At 60.2% G+C, this 16,941-nt stretch carries 12 protein-coding genes; 3 read left to right on the plus strand and 9 right to left on the minus strand.

Annotation, left to right across the window (positions count from 1 at the left end; all coding sequences use genetic code 11):
* Positions 1-356: 356 nt before the first annotated feature.
* The 5 genes from JTJ32_RS17765 to JTJ32_RS17785 all read right to left on the minus strand — a co-directional run bounded on the left by JTJ32_RS17765 (position 357) and on the right by JTJ32_RS17785 (position 5,469).
* Complete coding sequence (locus tag JTJ32_RS17765) at positions 357-1,073, minus strand: ABC transporter ATP-binding protein (protein ID WP_004883620.1); 717 nt, start codon at positions 1,071-1,073, stop codon at positions 357-359.
* A complete protein-coding gene (locus JTJ32_RS17770) occupies positions 1,070-1,945 on the minus strand; it encodes an ABC transporter ATP-binding protein (protein WP_099229533.1) in 876 nt (291 codons plus the stop codon). Before JTJ32_RS17770 ends, JTJ32_RS17765 begins: the two co-directional genes overlap by 4 nt.
* Positions 1,942-3,243, minus strand: a complete 1,302-nt coding sequence (livM, locus tag JTJ32_RS17775) for a high-affinity branched-chain amino acid ABC transporter permease LivM (protein ID WP_099229532.1) — start codon at positions 3,241-3,243, stop codon at positions 1,942-1,944. Before livM ends, JTJ32_RS17770 begins: the two co-directional genes overlap by 4 nt.
* A 2-nt stretch (positions 3,244-3,245) precedes the next feature.
* The gene (locus tag JTJ32_RS17780; RefSeq protein ID WP_099229531.1) at positions 3,246-4,160 is read right to left on the minus strand and encodes an ABC transporter permease subunit; all 915 of its coding nucleotides are present in this window, start codon (positions 4,158-4,160) and stop codon (positions 3,246-3,248) included.
* A 172-nt stretch (positions 4,161-4,332) separates the two neighbouring features.
* Positions 4,333-5,469, minus strand: coding sequence for a branched-chain amino acid ABC transporter substrate-binding protein (locus JTJ32_RS17785; RefSeq protein WP_099229530.1), 1,137 nt, complete (start codon positions 5,467-5,469; stop codon positions 4,333-4,335).
* Positions 5,470-5,960: 491 nt separating this feature from the next.
* On the opposite strand from JTJ32_RS17785, the gene JTJ32_RS17790 reads away from it, so the two are divergent.
* From JTJ32_RS17790 to nadE, 3 genes are all read left to right on the plus strand, one after another.
* Complete coding sequence (locus JTJ32_RS17790; protein ID WP_099229529.1) at positions 5,961-6,866, plus strand: LysR family transcriptional regulator; 906 nt, start codon at positions 5,961-5,963, stop codon at positions 6,864-6,866.
* Between the two features lie 99 nt (positions 6,867-6,965).
* A complete protein-coding gene (gene pncB, locus JTJ32_RS17795; RefSeq protein ID WP_099229528.1) occupies positions 6,966-8,189 on the plus strand; it encodes a nicotinate phosphoribosyltransferase in 1,224 nt (407 codons plus the stop codon).
* Positions 8,190-8,215: 26 nt separating this feature from the next.
* On the plus strand, positions 8,216-9,043 hold the full coding sequence (nadE, locus tag JTJ32_RS17800; protein ID WP_210042818.1) for an NAD(+) synthase: 828 nt from the start codon (positions 8,216-8,218) through the stop codon (positions 9,041-9,043).
* A gap of 147 nt (positions 9,044-9,190) precedes the next feature.
* On the opposite strand, the gene azu is transcribed toward nadE, so the two are convergent.
* The 4 genes from azu to JTJ32_RS17820 all read right to left on the minus strand — a co-directional run bounded on the left by azu (position 9,191) and on the right by JTJ32_RS17820 (position 16,750).
* A complete protein-coding gene (gene azu / locus JTJ32_RS17805; RefSeq protein ID WP_099229526.1) occupies positions 9,191-9,637 on the minus strand; it encodes an azurin in 447 nt (148 codons plus the stop codon).
* 348 nt (positions 9,638-9,985) lie between these two features.
* Positions 9,986-10,876, minus strand: a complete 891-nt coding sequence (locus tag JTJ32_RS17810) for a transglutaminase family protein (RefSeq protein WP_099229525.1) — start codon at positions 10,874-10,876, stop codon at positions 9,986-9,988.
* Positions 10,876-13,383, minus strand: a complete 2,508-nt coding sequence (locus JTJ32_RS17815) for a circularly permuted type 2 ATP-grasp protein (protein WP_210042819.1) — start codon at positions 13,381-13,383, stop codon at positions 10,876-10,878. Before JTJ32_RS17815 ends, JTJ32_RS17810 begins: the two co-directional genes overlap by 1 nt.
* Positions 13,384-13,471: 88 nt before the next feature.
* On the minus strand, positions 13,472-16,750 hold the full coding sequence (locus tag JTJ32_RS17820; RefSeq protein WP_210042821.1) for a transglutaminase family protein: 3,279 nt from the start codon (positions 16,748-16,750) through the stop codon (positions 13,472-13,474).
* Positions 16,751-16,941: the final 191 nt, after the last annotated feature.

Below are 16,941 nucleotides of genomic sequence, written 5' to 3' on the forward strand. Positions count from 1 at the left end.
ATGCTTGCCCACAGAGTTATCCACAGGTTGAACAGGCGAATAACCTGTATGAACAAACAGCCCCGAGGCAGTTGACAAACTCCCGGAACGAACGCTGAAAACCAACTGTACGAATTTTGAACACCTCGCTGTAACCCTTACGCATAAAGGCTTTCAGCTAAATACTCCCAAGTTATTAACAGTCGGATCCACAGTAAACCTGAACAAGTCGAAAGCGTGACAAAACAACCGTTTGCAGCGGTTTTATGTCGCAGTTCGAAGGTCCGTTAAAATTGTTTTCCACAATTCTGAAAAACGACGCCCCGGGTGAAAAACACCCGGGGCGCACGGTTGAAACAGCACAGATTGCCAGACCGTCAGTGCCCGCCCAGGTAAGCGTTCCTGACCTCCTCATTGACCAGCAACTCCTGGCCGGTGCCGGACAGGCGGATCTCGCCGTTGACCATCACATAAGCACGGTCAGACAGCTTCAGTGCATGGTTGGCGTTCTGCTCGACCAGGAAGATGGTCATGCCGGTCGCCGCCAGCTCACGCAGGGTGGCGAAGATCTGCTTCACGATGATCGGTGCCAGACCCAGGCTCGGCTCGTCGAGCAACAGCAGTTTGGGACGGCTCATCAATGCACGGGCAATGGCCAGCATCTGCTGCTCGCCACCGGACATGGTCATGGCGCGCTGGTTACGACGCTCCTTGAGGCGCGGAAACAGGTCGAACATGCGCTGCATGTCTTCAGCCGAGTGTTTGTCGCCAATCGGGATGGTGCCCATCATCAGGTTTTCCTCGACCGACATGTCGGGAAACACTCGCCGTCCTTCCGGAGACTGTGCAATGCCGTTGGAAGCAATGTAGTGCGACGACTTCTGGGTGATGTCGGTGCCCTGATAGATGATCTGCCCGCTGGCCGCACGCGGCTGGCCGAAGATCGACATCAGCAGCGTCGACTTGCCCGCGCCATTGGAGCCGATCAGGCTGACCGTCTCGCCTTCGTCGATGTGCAGCGATACCTTCTTGAGGGCCTGGATCGGGCCGTAAAACACATCGATCTCTTTCAGTTCGAGGATCGGCTTGCTCATACCAATTCCTCTTCATCAGCGCCCAGATACGCAGCGATCACTTTCGGATCGTTGCGGATCTGCTCCGGCCCGCCTGCGGCAATCACGTTGCCGTGATCCAGCACCACAATGTCATCGGAAATACCCATCACCATGCCCATGTCGTGCTCGATGAGCACAACGGTCATGTCATGCTCATCACGCAGCAGGCGGATCATGCCGCTCAGGGCTTCGGTTTCCTGCGGGTTAAGGCCTGCGGCGGGTTCATCAAGGCAGATCACCTGCGGACGCGTGCACATGGCCCTGGCGATTTCCAGGCGGCGTTGCTGCCCGTAGGACAGCTCACCGGCCAGGCGATTGGCGCAATCCACCAGATCCACGACTTCCAGCCAGTAAAACGCAGTGTTGAGCGCGTCTTCCTCGGCCTTGCGGTAGCCACGGGTGTTGAGGATCCCGCTGATCAGGCTGCGATTGACCCACATGTGCTGGGCGACCAGCAGGTTTTCGACCACCGACATTTCCTTGAACAGGCGGATGTTCTGGAAAGTCCGTGCCAGACCTGCGCGGTTGACCAGGTGAGTGCCGCCGAACATCTTGTAGTACACGCGGCTCAGGAAGCTTTTCGGCGACACGAAGTCGCTGCCCTTGAACGGCTCGCCCAGCAACTTGATGACGTTGGTGGTCCTGTCGCGGGTATGCAGTTCGATACGGCCGCCTGTGGCCTTGTAGAAACCGGTCAGGCAGTTGAACACGGTGGTCTTGCCCGCGCCGTTGGGGCCGATCAGGGCGAAGATCGAATTGCGGCGCACCTTGAGGCTCACGTCGCTGAGGGCCTTGATGCCGCCGAAATGCATCATCAGGTGCTCGACGGAAAGAATCACTTCATTGCTCATTGCGTGGCTCCTCCCTTGACCAGCGCACCCTTGCGCGGAACCACACCGGTGCGGCTGATGCGGATCAGGCCGCGAGGTCGCCAGATCATCATCAACACCATCAGAACCCCGAAAAGCAGCACGCGGTACTCAGAGAAGCTGCGCAGCAGCTCGGGCGCAACGGTCAGCACGAAGGCTGCAATCACCACACCCACTGTCGACCCCATGCCGCCGAGCACGACGATGGCCAGAATCAGCGCCGATTCGAAAAAGGTGAATGAGGTCGGATTGACGAAGCCCTGATAGCTGGCGAAGAAAACGCCCGCAAGACCCGCTGTCGATGCACCGATGGTGAACGCCGAGAGCTTGACCAGCACATGATTGAGACCCATCGAGCGGCAGGCGATTTCGTCCTCTCGCAGCGCTTCCCAGGCACGACCGATCGGCATGCGGGTCAGGCGATGCTTGACGAACAGCACGGCCAGCACCACGAGGAACAGCACGGCATAAATGAACAGGAATTTCAGGTCCGGATTGTAATCGAAGCCGAAATACTCATGGATCGGAACCCCGCCATCCCTTGCACGCCGCCCGAATTCCAGACCGAAAAACGTGGGCGACGGCACCGGTACACCGTTCGGGCCGCCAGTGAACGACAGCCAGTTGTTAAGCACCAGACGAATGATCTCCCCGAAGCCGAGCGTCACGATGGCCAGATAGTCGCCATGCATGCGCAGCACCGGAAAGCCCAGGATGCAGCCAGCCAGCGCCGCCGCAATGGCCGCCAGCGGCAGCGCCGACCAGAATCCCAGCCCGAGGTACTGATAGCCCAGCGCAAGACCGTAGGCGCCGATGGCATAGAACGCCACGTAACCCAGATCGAGCAACCCGGCCAGACCGACCACGATGTTCAGGCCCAGCCCCAGCAGCACATAGATCAGCCCTAGAATGACCACGGTCAGGAGGTACTTGTTGGCGAAGATCGGGAACACGATGGCGATCACGATCAGCACCGGAATGATCCAGTAAAGGCTCGACTTGTGATCGGGCTTGAGCACATGCACACCCGACCCCGAACTCTCGAAACTCTGGGAAATGCGTACACCTCTGGGCGTCTGCAGAAACAGACTCATCAGAAAGCGTCCGAGCATGACAATTGCCACCAGCCAGGCCACACGGGTCGGCTGCAGGTTGAAGCTATAGCCATCGAGCACGATGCCGACGATAGGGCCGAACACGATCAACGCCAGCAATCCCGCGATCACGGCGTCGATCAGGCTTTTCTTGATATCAACAGGTTTAGCGATAGGAGCAGACATACTTATACCTTCGCCACGAGTGGGCGACCCAGCAGGCCTTGGGGACGGAAGATCAGGATCAACACCAGCAGGCCGAAACTGAACACGTCTTTGTAGTCGGAATTGATCAGACCGGCGAACTGCGACTCGGCAACGCCCAGAATCAAACCGCCGAGCATCGCGCCAGGCAGCGAGCCGATCCCGCCCAGTACGGCTGCAGTGAATGCCTTGATGCCGATCACGAAGCCTGCGTAGAAGTCGAACGTGCCGTAGTTCATGGTGATCAGCACACCTGCCAGTGCCGCCATGGCCGCGCCAATGATGAACACGTAGGAAATGACCCGGTCGGTGTTGATCCCCAGGATCGACGCCATCTTGCGGTCCTGCTGAGTGGCGCGACACATGCGGCCCAGCTTGGTGTATTTGATGATGTAGGTCAGCACGCCCATGCCGACGAAGGCGGCGATGAGGATGAAGATCTTGGTGTAGGTGATCTGGACGAAGCCGGTGCCGATCTCGAAGCGCCAGGCGCCTTCAAGCAGCGTCGGGACGCCCTGCTGCCGCGCACCCTGACTGATCTGCGCGTAGTTCTGCAGGATCAGGGAAATGCCGATTGCGCTGATCAGCGGGGCCAGTCGGGTCGAGTTGCGCAGCGGCTTATAGGCCACACGCTCGATGACGAAACCGTAGACGCCCGTTACCACAATGGTAAAGATCAGCGTCCCGAGAATCAGGAATGGAAAGGATTCCAGCCCGAAGAAAGACAGTACCGCCAGGCCAATTGCAGCCAGGTAGGCGGAAATCATGTACACGTCGCCGTGGGCGAAGTTGATCATGCCGATGATGCCGTAAACCATCGTGTAGCCGATGGCTATAAGACCGTAGACCGACCCGAGTGTCAGTCCGTTGATCATTTGCTGCAGGAAGATACCGTCCATCACGCACGCTCACACACTTGAAAGGCAGCTCAGCATTCCGCCCGCCGAGCCCTTGTGAGGCACGGCGAACAGGTCCGAAAGCAACAGAATCATGCACGCCCGCTCATGGGCGAGCCCATCCACCTGTCAGCCGGCACTCACCCTGGGCGAGCGCGGCTGGCGAGGGTCCGGCTTACTTCTGTTTTTCAAGCTGGTGGTATTTACCGTCCTTGTCCCACTGGTAAACCACGTAGTCGGAGACTTTCAGGTCACCCTTGCTGTCCCAGGCCTTCTCGCCCATGACGGTCTTGACCGGGTGGGCCTTGAGCCATTTGGCTGCATCCTCGCCCTTGTTGACTTTGGCGCCATTGAAGCCGGCAGCCAGTGCCTGAATCGAAGCGTACGCGTACAGGGTGTAGCCTTCAGGCTCGGTGCCGCCTTTACGGAACTGTTCGACCACGGCCTTGCTGTCAGGCAGCATGCGCGGGTCGGCACCGAAAGTCATGTAGACACCATCGACATATTGCTTGCCGCCTGCGGTGGTCACCAATTCGTCGGTCACGACGCCGTCATCGGACATGAACTTGATGTCTTTCAGACCTTGTTCACGCAGTTGACGAACCAGAGGACCCGCTTCAGGGTGCAGGCCGCCGAAGTAGACAACGTCGGCACCTGTCGAGCGGATTTTGGTGACCAATGCACTGAAGTCTTTTTCGCCACGGGTCAGACCTTCATACAGAACCGGCGTGACGCCGCGCTTTTTCAGCTGGGTCTGTGTGGCATCCGCCAGCCCCTGGCCATACGTGTCCTTGTCGTGGATGACGGCGATTTTCTTGCCTTTCAAGACGTCAACGATGTAATCACCCGCCACGACGCCCTGCTGATCGTCACGACCACACATGCGGAACATCTCTTTCAGGCCGCGCTCGGTAACCTGTGGGTTGGTGGAGCCAGGGGTGATCGCAATGACGCCTGCATCACTGTAGATCTCGGAAGCCGGAATGGTCGAAGACGAGCAGAAATGGCCCACAACGCCCACAACCTTGTCCTGATCCACAAGACGATTGGCAACAGCCACGGCCTGCTTGGGTTCACAGGCATCGTCGCCCGCGACCAGAACGATCTTTTCCCCATTCACACCGCCTGCAGCGTTGATCGCGTCGGCAGCGGCCTGCGCACCCTTCATGTACTGCTCACCGAACGCGGCATTGGCCCCTGTCATGGGCCCCGCCACGCCGATCTTCACGTCAGCCTGCGCCAACGAAGACACGCCCAATGCAGCAGCGACTGCAATTGTCAGAAAACCTTTCCTGTAAAACGTATGCGACATGAGTGGTGCTCCTGATTTTTTTTTAAATGGCACTGCGACTACGCCATTGCTGTGAGCAAGGGACGTGCCATCACTTTTTTATTCCGGAAAATGTCACGTTTGGCTTGCCATTCAATGACCTGATTTCATTGCCCGCAGGCTGTACAACCGTTCGAACCACGAAAGGTGCAACCCGCTACATGAAAGAGCAACCCAAACCATTACCCACAGCAACCCATACACGGACCGACGTGCAACCCGCCTGTAACAACGGACGTCACCGAAGTGCACACGCCCGGTGCGCAAGCGCTACGAGACGCACCATTTGAGGCTAGTGGATCTGGTGAAAAATGCAGTCATCCATCAGCTGCACTCTGGCAAATCACAGCGCTCTTCTGCGATGTTGCCGGCCGCGTAGTAATAACCGGCCTGTCGTCGGGCAACAAACGACCTTTATGCGAGATATCATTCCGATTATTCATGCACATGCCCTGTCAGAGAGAAGCCCATTCATGCTCAACAAACGTCATCTGCCCTCGATCGCTGCGCTGCAATGTTTTGAGGCAGTGACCCGGCACTTGAGCTTCACCCGCGCCGCCGAAGAGCTCAACCTGACCCAAAGCGCGGTGAGCAAGCAGGTGGCGCAGCTTGAGGAACTGGTCCAGCACCTGTTGTTCCGGCGCGTGCGGCGCAGGCTGCAACTGACGCCAGCCGGTTCGCTGTATCTGGCGGAGGTGCGCAAGATCCTCAATCAGGTCGAGATGTCCACGCACTTCCTGCGCTCCTACGGCGGGGAAACAGAGGTGCTGCGTGTCTCCACGCCCTCCACTTTCGGTGCACGATGGCTGGTGCCGCGCCTGAAAGGCTGGCGCCTGCGTCACCCGCATATCCATCTGGACCTGCTCAACGAGCAGGAGTCTGACGATCTGATCAAGGGCCGCTGCGACGTGTCGTTCTACTTCGGTCAGGCCGCGATACCTGGCGCAGAAAGTGTGAAGCTGTTCGGTGAAGAATTGATTCCGGTCTGCTCGCCCGACAGCTTGCCCGATGCGCCTTTTACCGACCCAAGACAACTGAGCGATCTGGTTCTCCTGCAGAACGCTTTCCGCCCGCAGGCCTGGCATGAGTGGTTCGAAAGTCAGGGCTACCAGACCGATCACAGTTACCACGGCCCGCGCTTTGAAACATTCTATATGTGCATCCGCGCAGCCCAGGTCGGCTGCGGCGTCGCGCTGCTGCCGCGCTTTCTGGTGGAGGAAGAACTGGCTGAGGGCAAGCTGGTGATCGCATGGGATTTCGCAATGCCCAGCACCAACAGCGCCTATTACCTGTCCTATCCGGAGCACACCGCCGACGTGCCCAAAATACGGGTTTTCCTGCAATGGATGCTCGAACAGTTGGATCAACCGGCCAGTTAAGGGCGACAATGCCCACCCAGCAGGCCGTGAGCTTTCCGTGGCAACACGACAGGAAGTCGCGAGCCCCTTGTTTTCCGGCTGCTCTGGAGACCCGAAACAATGAGCGAGAGCGCCTTCTCCAATCGCATCGTGCAGAGTCTGCTCGACACCGATTTCTACAAGCTGACCATGATGCAGGCCGTCCTGCACAACTACCCCAACGTCGACGTGGAATGGGAATTTCGCTGCCGCAACGGTGAAGACCTTCGCCCCTATCTGGATGAGATACGGCATCAGATCGAGCTGCTGTGCGAGCTGTCGCTGAGCCCGGAGCATTTGGCATTCATGGAACGCATCACGTTCATGAAGCCCGACTTTCTGCGTTTCCTGGGCCTGTTCCGTTTCAACACCCGCTACGTGAAGACCAGCATCGAAAACGATGAACTGTGCATCCGCCTGCACGGCCCATGGCTGCATGTGATCATGTTCGAAGTGCCGTTGCTGGCGATCGTCAGCGAAGTGCGCAACCGGCATCGCTATCCGAAGATTCTGCTAAGTCAGGCCCGCGAACGGCTCTACGACAAGTTCGACTGGCTGAGCACCAACGCCACGCCGGATGAGCTGGCCGAACTCAAGGTTGCGGATTTCGGTACGCGTCGGCGTTTTTCGTATCGTGTCCAGGAAGAAGTACTGGGGGTTCTCAAGAATGATTTTCCGGGGCAGTTCGTGGGCACCAGCAACGTGCATCTGGCGCGTCAACTCGACCTGAAACCGCTGGGCACCATGGCTCATGAATGGATCATGGCCCACCAGCAACTGGGGCCGCGCCTGATCGACAGTCAGATTGCCGCACTCGACTGCTGGGTACGCGAATACCGCGGACTGCTGGGCATTGCGCTGACTGACTGCATCACCACCGACGCCTTTCTGACCGACTTCGATCTGTACTTCGCCAAACTGTTCGATGGCTTGCGGCACGATTCGGGCGACCCGGTGAAGTGGGCCGAAAAATGCATCCTGCATTACCAGAAGCTGGGCATCGATCCGATGAGCAAGACGCTGGTGTTTTCGGACGGCCTGAACCTGCCCAAGGCGCTGGAGATTTTCCGGGCACTGCGCGGGCGCATCAATGTCAGTTTTGGTATCGGCACCAATCTGACCGCAGACATCCCCGGCATCGCGCCCATGAACATGGTGCTGAAAATGACGGCCTGCGCTGGCCAGCCCGTGGCAAAAATTTCCGACGAGCCCGGCAAGGCGCAATGCAAGGATCCGAACTTCGTCGCCTACCTGCGACATGTGTTCAAGGTGCCGGACCTGCCGCTTTCTGATAAACCTGTTTGAGTTTGACTACTTACGAGGAGTGAATCATGCACGCCGTACAGCGCCAGATTGCTGAACAGCTCAAGGTCCAGCCACCGTTCGCGGACCAGAACGCCCTGGAAGCCGAAGTCGCCCGCCGCGTCGATTTCATCAAGCAGTGCCTGCAGAACGCCCGCCTCAAGAATCTGGTGCTGGGCATCAGCGGCGGCGTCGACTCGCTGACTGCCGGCCTGCTCGCCCAGCGCGCCGTCAAGGAACTGCGTGAGAGCACGGGCGACACGCGTTATCGTTTCGTCGCCGTGCGCCTGCCGTACATCGTGCAGGCCGATGAACACGAAGCGCAGGCATCGGTGGATTTCATCGAGCCGGACGAGCGCCATACCGTCAACATTGGCCCCAGCGTCAAGGCGCTCGCGGCTGAAGTGAAAGCGTTCGAAGGCCACCCTGCCAGTGCTGTGGATTTCGTGCTGGGCAACACCAAGGCGCGCATGCGGATGGTCGCTCAGTACACCATCGCCGGCGCTTATCAGGGTCTGGTGATCGGGACTGACCACGCAGCGGAAGCGGTGATGGGTTTCTTCACCAAGTTCGGCGACGGCGCATGCGATCTGGCACCGCTCAGCGGGCTGGTAAAAAATCAGGTACGGGCCATCGCTCGCCACTTCGGCGCACCTGAATCACTGGTAGAGAAGGTGCCGACGGCAGACCTGGAAGACCTGTCCCCCGGCAAACCTGACGAAGCCTCGCATGGCGTGACCTACGCCGAGATCGACGCCTTCCTGCACGGCCAGCCGGTACGCGAAGAGGCGTTCAAAATCATTTGCGACACCTACGCCAAGACCCAGCACAAACGCGAACTGCCTTACGCGCCTTGACAGGCATCCACGACGATCATGCCCATCGCTGCGCGTGGGCATGCATCCCGTGACGCTCTATGCCACATTCGAGAGCGGCGGACGCGGAGCGTCCAGGAAGGCGTTACCACGCAGGAGCGAGGGAACGATCATGGATATGGCGATCAATTACTTCAGCGTCACACTTCCCTTCATCATCGCGATGTGGCCGGGGAAGGTGCAGAAAAACTCATAGCTTTCGGCAGGGTCGAGCTTCGAGACATCGAATGTCACCGAGTCTTTCTCTCCAGCACCGATGATTTTGGTGTGTGCGATCACCCGTGGGTCGCCTTCCTTGATGTAGTCGTTGTCGATTCCAACACTCATGCCGTCAGTGGTGACGCCTTGCGCATCGGCCTTTTTGCTCAAGACCCAGTTATGCCCCATGACATTCTTCGGCAGGCTGCCGGAATGCGTCAGGTTGACGGTAAAGCTCTTGCAGCTTTTGTCGATCTCGATGGCTTTTTTGTCGTACATCATCTGATCGGTGGAGTCGATGGTGGTTGAGCATTCGGCCGCCAGCAGTTGACCACTGGCCAGCGTCAACAGGGAAATCGCTACAAGCTTGCGGATCATTTGAATCTCCAGGGCAGGTACGTCAGATTTAAAAGAGACGATTGAAAACAGAGCGTCGAACGGCAGCGGGGTTCCAATGATGCCCGCAAGGCACACGAACTATCGGTGCCATCGAAACAATCAAACAGCCAGACACGGAGCGCCACTCTACCATCGGCACATCGCCCTCCCCATGGAAAGACTTTCATGCAGCTCAATAGCCTGTTTCGCAGTTTGCTCGCCGCCTACGCCTGTGGCGCAAGCGCCAGTTGTCCGCATGATGCGTACGACCGGGCCCGGCATAGCGTCTGACAGGGTCGATGCCGCCGAGTGATAAACGTTTGGCGGACACCGGGAATTAAGCGCGGCTCAGGCGACCGGCATGACCGTAACCCGCACTTCGGGGTCATGGGCGCCGCCGCCCAGAATGACGCCGCGCAGCGGAGAGACATCGGAAAAGTCGCGCCCCCATGCCAGGCTGATGTGTTCCAGCGCGGGCTGCACGTTGTTGGTCGGATCGAAATCGACCCAGCCCGACGCAGGACAAAACACCGACACCCAGGCATGGGAAGCGTCTGCGCCGATCAGGCGCGGCTGTCCGGGTGGTGGCTGGGTCAGCAGGTAGCCGCTGACATAACGAGCCGCCAGCCCACGGGAACGCAGACAGGCGAGCATCAGGTGCGCGAAGTCCTGACAGACGCCGCGTCGCCGCTCCAGCACTTCCACCAACGGCGTCGCTACCTGAGTGGCTTCGCTGTCGAAGGTGAACTCATCGAATATCTTTTCCATCAGCGCCTGCACGCCCAGCAACAAGGGCCGCGCCGGTGGAAAGCAATCCTGCGAAAACTCGACGAACGAGCGCTTCAAGTGCACGTAGGGTGATTCGAAGCGGTAGCGACAGGCTTCCAGCACATCAGCGGTCATCGGCTTGGCGCTGTAGGTCAATGCGCTGCGCGTGACTTCCCATTCCGGCGACAGGTTGAAGTCCAGATACGGCCGTTCCAGCACCTCGATCTGCAGACGTGCATTGACCTGCAATTCGTCGTGCGGACGCTCGAAGGCCAGCCGGGTCAGCGGATTGCCGAATACATCCAGCTCGTCGCGGCGCGTGGTGGGCGTCGGAAAAATCTCCAGGCTCTGTTCGATGCAACGCTGCCAGGGACTGCTGCGCGGCCACAGGTGCGCCAATTGCTGGGCCAGCGACACCGGGCTGTCGTACTTGTAATGCGTGTCGTGGAAAATCTGGTAAAGGGCGCTCATCAGACGGATACCGTGCGTTGGCTGACATCATCGACGTGGGCAAAGTGACGCAACGCCAGACGATCGGACGCCTGACCTGCGCTTTCGCCAATGCCTTGCAGCAGGTCGGCGAGGCCATCCAGCACCGCATCGATACTGCTCTGACCGAACAGCGGGTTCTCCAGACTGCCGAGATCGAAAGCGGCAAGACGTTGCGCCAGCACGGCCAGACTGTTGTCACGCGGCGCGTCGAAGTTGTCGCTCAGGCGACGTAACGAGCGCTGTACCAGCTTGAGCTGAAACAGCACGGCGTGTGGGTTCTGGTCATCGAGCAGCAGCAGGTCCAGTACCGGAATCAGGTGAGGCACTGCCATGTAGCGCGAGCGATAGGTGATGCTGCTGTTGCCCAGTTCCAGCAACCATTCCAGACCGGCCTGATCCGACACGGTGGTGCCACGCAGGAACGCCGCCAGGCTCATGCTGAGAAACTTCAGGCGCTCGATACGTCGCCCGATCATCAGAAAACTCCAGCCCTCATCGCGGGTCATGTCATCCAGCGCAAAGCCGGACAGCGCCGCCAGCGACATCACCAGACGGTTGAGGAAGTCCAGCAGTTCGCCAAAGTCAGGCTCTTCGGATTCCAGGCTCAGGGCCTCGCGCTGCAACTCGACCAGCGCCTGCCAGTTCTCTCTGGACAGCTTGCCGCGCACCTGCGAAGCCGCCCACTGCAGACGCTGCAGGTTGGCGCGCAGGCTGAACGGCCATTCCTCGCCCAGCAAGGCGGTCAGCAGACGATGCTGCAGCGTTTCGTCCTCTTCGGCCTCAGGCAGTACGCCCAGGCTTTCGGCCAGCTTCACGGCAGCCTGCAAGGCCTGCGGATCGTCATCGTCGACATAGCGGGTGAACATGATGCGCAGCAGGCGCGCGCTGTCGTCGCAACGCTCACAGTAACGCCCGAACCAGAACAGATTTTCCACGACCCGCGACGGCAGGTAGGGATCACGCCGGATCAGGTCATAGACGCCCAAAGCGCGCTGACCTTTCAAAGGCTCGCCGGCATGCACGCCGCTGTAGGAACGCTCGCCCAGCACCCAGGTGTCTTTGCTGGCTCCGCCCCGCTGCATCGAAACCACATCGGCATCGGCATCGGCCGCCACACGGGTCAGGCCACCCGGCAGAACACGATAACCATCCAGGCCCGCGACCGCGTATACCCGCATGCCAATGGCACGCGGCTGCAACGCTTCGCCATCGGCCTGCAAGACCGGTGCGTGAGACAACTGCGCCAATTCCTGCGCGACGTAGGCATAAGGCCGGGCCTGCATGCGTGCCGCCAGCGCCTTGCGTTGCTCCTCGCTCAGGTCGCGGCCGAATACGGGTACAAAATGCTGCGACGGAAACGCAGGCTTGATCAACAGTTCAGGGAGTTTTTCGAGGGCCTGCGCCAGCACTGGCGGCTCGCCGCACCACCAGGTCGCCACGGACGGCAGGATCAGTTCTTCGCCGAACAGGTATTCGCAGATTTTCGGCAGGAAGCCCAGCAGCCCCGGCGATTCCAGCACACCACTGCCCAAGGCATTGGCGACCAGCACATTGCCCTGACGTACGACCTCCAGCAGCCCCGGCACACCCAGTGCCGAGTCGGTACGAAGCTCCAGCGGGTCGCAGAAATCATCGTCCAGACGACGCATGATCGCGTGCACCCGACGCAGGCCGCTGAGGGTCTTCAGAAAAACCGTGGCGTCACGCACCGTCAGGTCGCCGCCTTCGACCAGCGGATAACCCAGTTGCCGCGCCAGATACAAGTGTTCGAAATAGCTTTCGTTGAAACGCCCCGGCGTCAGCAGCACGATCAGCGGCGCTTCATTGCTGGTGGGCGCCTGACGCGCCAGCGTCTGCTGCAAGGCACCGAAGAAACCGGACAAGTGCCGCACCTGCAGATCGCGGTAGGTTTCCGGCAAGGCACGGGCAACGATCTGGCGGTTTTCCAGCGCATAACCTGCGCCGGAGGGCGCCTGGGTCCGGTCAGCGGTGACCCACCAGCGGCCATCGGGTGTGCGCGCCAGGTCCACGGCGTACATGTGCAGGAACGTACCCTCGGGCGGTTTGACGCCCTGGCACGGCCACAGAAAGTTGTTATGCCCGAAGACCAGCTCGGCAGGCAGCAGGCCTTGTGCGATAAGCGTCTGCGGGCCATACAGGTCGGCGAGCACGGCATTGAGCAGTCGCCCGCGCTGAGCGATACCGGCCGCGACATGTGCCCACTCGTCAGCCGGAATGATGTGCGGCAGCAGATCCAGTTCCCACGGACGATCTGCGCCCTTGGGGTCGGCGTAGACGTTGTAGGTCACGCCGTTTTCCTGAATCTGCCGGGTCAGCAACGCCTGACGCTGGGTCAGCTGCGCCGGCGAACTGCGTCGCATGTGCTCGTAGAGACGCCGCCAGTGCGGACGAACCGTCCCGTCGGCATCGAGCATCTCGTGGTAGGTACCCTCGGACAGCGGGTATCGGTCAAGCAAGTCGGGCATGGAAGGCTCGGCAGGGCAGCAAAAAGGACTTCAGATGAAGCGGTCAGGTGTCACGTCCGTGCGCACCCGACTCACTTTTGACGCAGACTCAGTGCAGGCGCATATCCAGCGTCATCGGCAGTTCGTCGTTAATGTTGAGCGACGGAACCTCCAATTTGCCCGGTGTATGGCCAATGCGGAAGAAACGCGACATGCGGCGGCTTTCCGCTTCGTTGGCATTGACCGGCAGGGTTTCGTAGTTGCGCCCACCCGGATGGGCGACATGATACTCGCAGCCGCCCAGCGAGCGGTGCATCCAGGTGTCGAGCAGGTCGAATACAAGCGGTGCATGCACACCGATGGTCGGTTGCAGGCAGTTGGCTGGCTGCCAGGCGCGATAACGCACGCCCGCGACAAACTCGCCCGCCTGCCCGGTCGGCTGCAGCGGCACGGGAATGCCATTGCAGGTCAGCAGGTAGCGTTGCGGCGGCAGGCCGGTGAGATGCACTTGCAGGCGTTCCAGTGACGAATCCACATAACGCACCGCACCGCCACCCGAACCTTCCTCACCCAGCACGTGCCAGGGTTCCAGCGCCTGACGCAACTCGAGCTGAATGCCGTTGACGGCGTAGTCACCGACTTTCGGGAACCGGAATTCCAGATGCGCGGCGAACCAGTCGGCGCGCACCGGGTAACCGGCGCTATTGAGGTCAGCCACGACGTCAGCGAAATCCTGCTCGATGAAGTGCGGCAGCATGAAGCGGTCATGTAATTGCGTACCCCAGCGGGCCAGCTTGGCGGGCGCATAAGGTTCACGCCAGAAGCGCGCCACGAGCGCGCGCAGCAGCAACTGCTGGGCCAGGCTCATGCGCGCATGCGGCGGCATCTCGAAGGCGCGCAGCTCCAGCAGACCCAGACGCCCGGTTGCACCGTCAGGCGAGTACAGCTTGTCGATACAGAACTCGGCGCGGTGTGTATTGCCGGTCACGTCGATCAGCAGGTTGCGCAGCAGCCGGTCCACGACCCACGGCGCCACTTCTTCACCGGGCTCGGGCATTTGCGAGAAGGCGATTTCCATCTCGTACAACGAGTCGTTGCGCGCTTCGTCGATGCGCGGCGCCTGCGAGGTCGGGCCGATGAACAGACCGGAAAACAGGTAAGACAGCGACGGATGATTGTGCCAATAGCTGATCAAGCTGCGCAGCAGGTCAGGACGGCGCAGAAACGGCGAGTCGGCAGGTGTTGCGCCACCCATGACGAAGTGGTTGCCGCCGCCGGTACCGGTGTGTCGACCGTCGATCATGAACTTCTCGGTGGTCAGGCGCGTCAGGCGCGCCTGCTCGTAGAGAAACTCGGTGCGCTCAACAAGCTGATCCCAACTGGCGGACGGCTGCACGTTCACCTCGATGACGCCCGGATCAGGCGTGATGCGAAAGTTGCACAGACGCGGGTCGCTCGGTGGCTCGTAGCCTTCCAGTAACACCGGACACTTCAATTCTTCAGCCGTCGCTTCGATCACCGCGACCAGCTCGAGGTATTCCTCAAGCTTCTGCAAAGGCGGCATGAACAGGTACAGGCGCCCTTCACGCGCCTCGGCACACAAAGCCGTGCGGGTCAGCCAGTCGGCAGACTCGTCAAGCTTGGGCGCACGCTCGGCATCGGTGTCGGAGGACCTGAGCTGCGCGATCAGCGACTCGCTGTCTTCCAGTTCCGGAAAGGCCTGGTTGTGGTCGGTCGGATGAATGAACGGGTATTCGGCCGCCTTGACCCACGGCTGCGAAGCCAACGGCAGACGATAGCCCAGCGCCGAGTCGCCCGGTACCAGACGGCAATGATCATCACGCAGGTACCAGCGCCCGCTCTGCCAACTGCCGCCATCAGCCGTGCGCGCCAGCGGCAGCACCTGACCGATGACCTTATCCAGACCCTGAGCGAACACCTTACGCAGGCGGGCACGCTCCATCTCGTCGCCGAGCCTTGAGTCCTCGGCAGTGACGTTCACCGGCAGAGCACCTTCGCGCCACAGGTAGTAGTAATTGTCTTCATAGGCTGGGAACACGAAGCGGGTCGGCAATTTCAGGCGTTCGGCCACGCTGGCCAGAAAACGCCCGGCCAATTCGCCGGTGACGCCATAGTCTTCAGTCTCGCTGGCGATCAACGCGTCGTTGTGCCACACCGGCTGACCGTCCTTGCGCCAGAAGCAATTCAGCGACCAGCGCGGCAACTGCTCGCCCGGATACCATTTGCCCTGTCCGAAATGCACGATGCCCAGCGGCGCGTAGTGGGCGCGCATGCGCTGAAACAGCTCGGCTGACAGCTCACGCTTTTTCGGGCCAAGCGCGGCAGTGTTCCATTCCGCGCCGTCACGATCATCAATGGAAACGAAAGTTGGCTCGCCGCCCATGGTCAGGCGCACATCGTCGCGCTGCAGGTCAGCGTCGATCTGATGACCGAGGGCCTGAATGTCCTGCCATTGCTCTTCCGTGTACGGCTTGGTGACGCGTGGCGCCTCCCAGATCCGTTCCACCGACATCTCATGGCTGAATTGCGTTTCGCAGGGTTCGACCAGCCCGCTGATCGGCGCGGCAGACGAAGGCTCCGGGCTGCACGCCAGCGGAATATGCCCTTCACCTGCGAACAGACCGGAGGTGGCGTCCAGACCAACCCAGCCTGCGCCCGGCAGATAAACCTCGCACCAGGCGTGCAGGTCAGTGAAGTCCACGTCGGTGCCGGACGGACCGTCCAGTGCCGCAACATCGGCCTTGAGTTGAATCAGATAGCCCGACACAAAGCGCGCCGCCATGCCGAGGTGACGCAGCAACTGCACCAGCAACCATGCCGAGTCGCGGCAGGAACCGGAGGCATTTTCCAGCGTGTACTCAGGGGTTTGTACGCCCGGTTCCATGCGGATCAGGTACGCGACGTCCTGACTCAGGCGTTGATTGAGCCCGACCAGAAAGTCGATGGCCGGTATCGGTTCGCGGCTGATGCTGTCCAGATACGCCTGAAATCTGGGCGTCAGCGGCAGCTTTTCCAGATAAGGCGCCAGCTCACGCTGCTCTTCGCTGGCGTACAGGAACGGGATGTTTTCGGCGTAGGGCTCGAGAAAGAAGTCGAACGGATTGAACACCGCCATCTCGGCGACCAGATCGACCTCGACACGAAACTCGTCGGTTTTCTCGGGAAAGACCAGACGTGCCAGGTAGTTGCCCTGCGGATCCTGCTGCCAGTTGATGAAGTGGTTTTCAGGCTGCACTTTCAGCGAGTAAGACAGCACACGCGTGCGGCTATGGGCCGCCGGGCGCAGGCGAACAATCTGCGGACCCAGTTCGACGGCGCGTTCGTAGCGGTAATGCGTGACGTGGTGCAAGGCAATATGAATCGACACGGCGTGCCTCCTGCGAGCCTGAACGGTAAATGATCCGCGCAAGACTTATGCCATCCGGCCGAAGTCCTGCGCCTGCGACGCTGGCACTCTGCGCCTGAACGGACAAGGCACCAAAATCGCGCCAGCCGACGTCGAGCGTGCAACGGTCGCACGATAATGTGGCAGACAGTGTGGCAGAGGGATGAGGCGGG

This window comes from Pseudomonas alliivorans, assembly GCF_017826695.1.
Taxonomy (GTDB): Bacteria; Pseudomonadota; Gammaproteobacteria; order Pseudomonadales; family Pseudomonadaceae; genus Aquipseudomonas; species Aquipseudomonas alliivorans.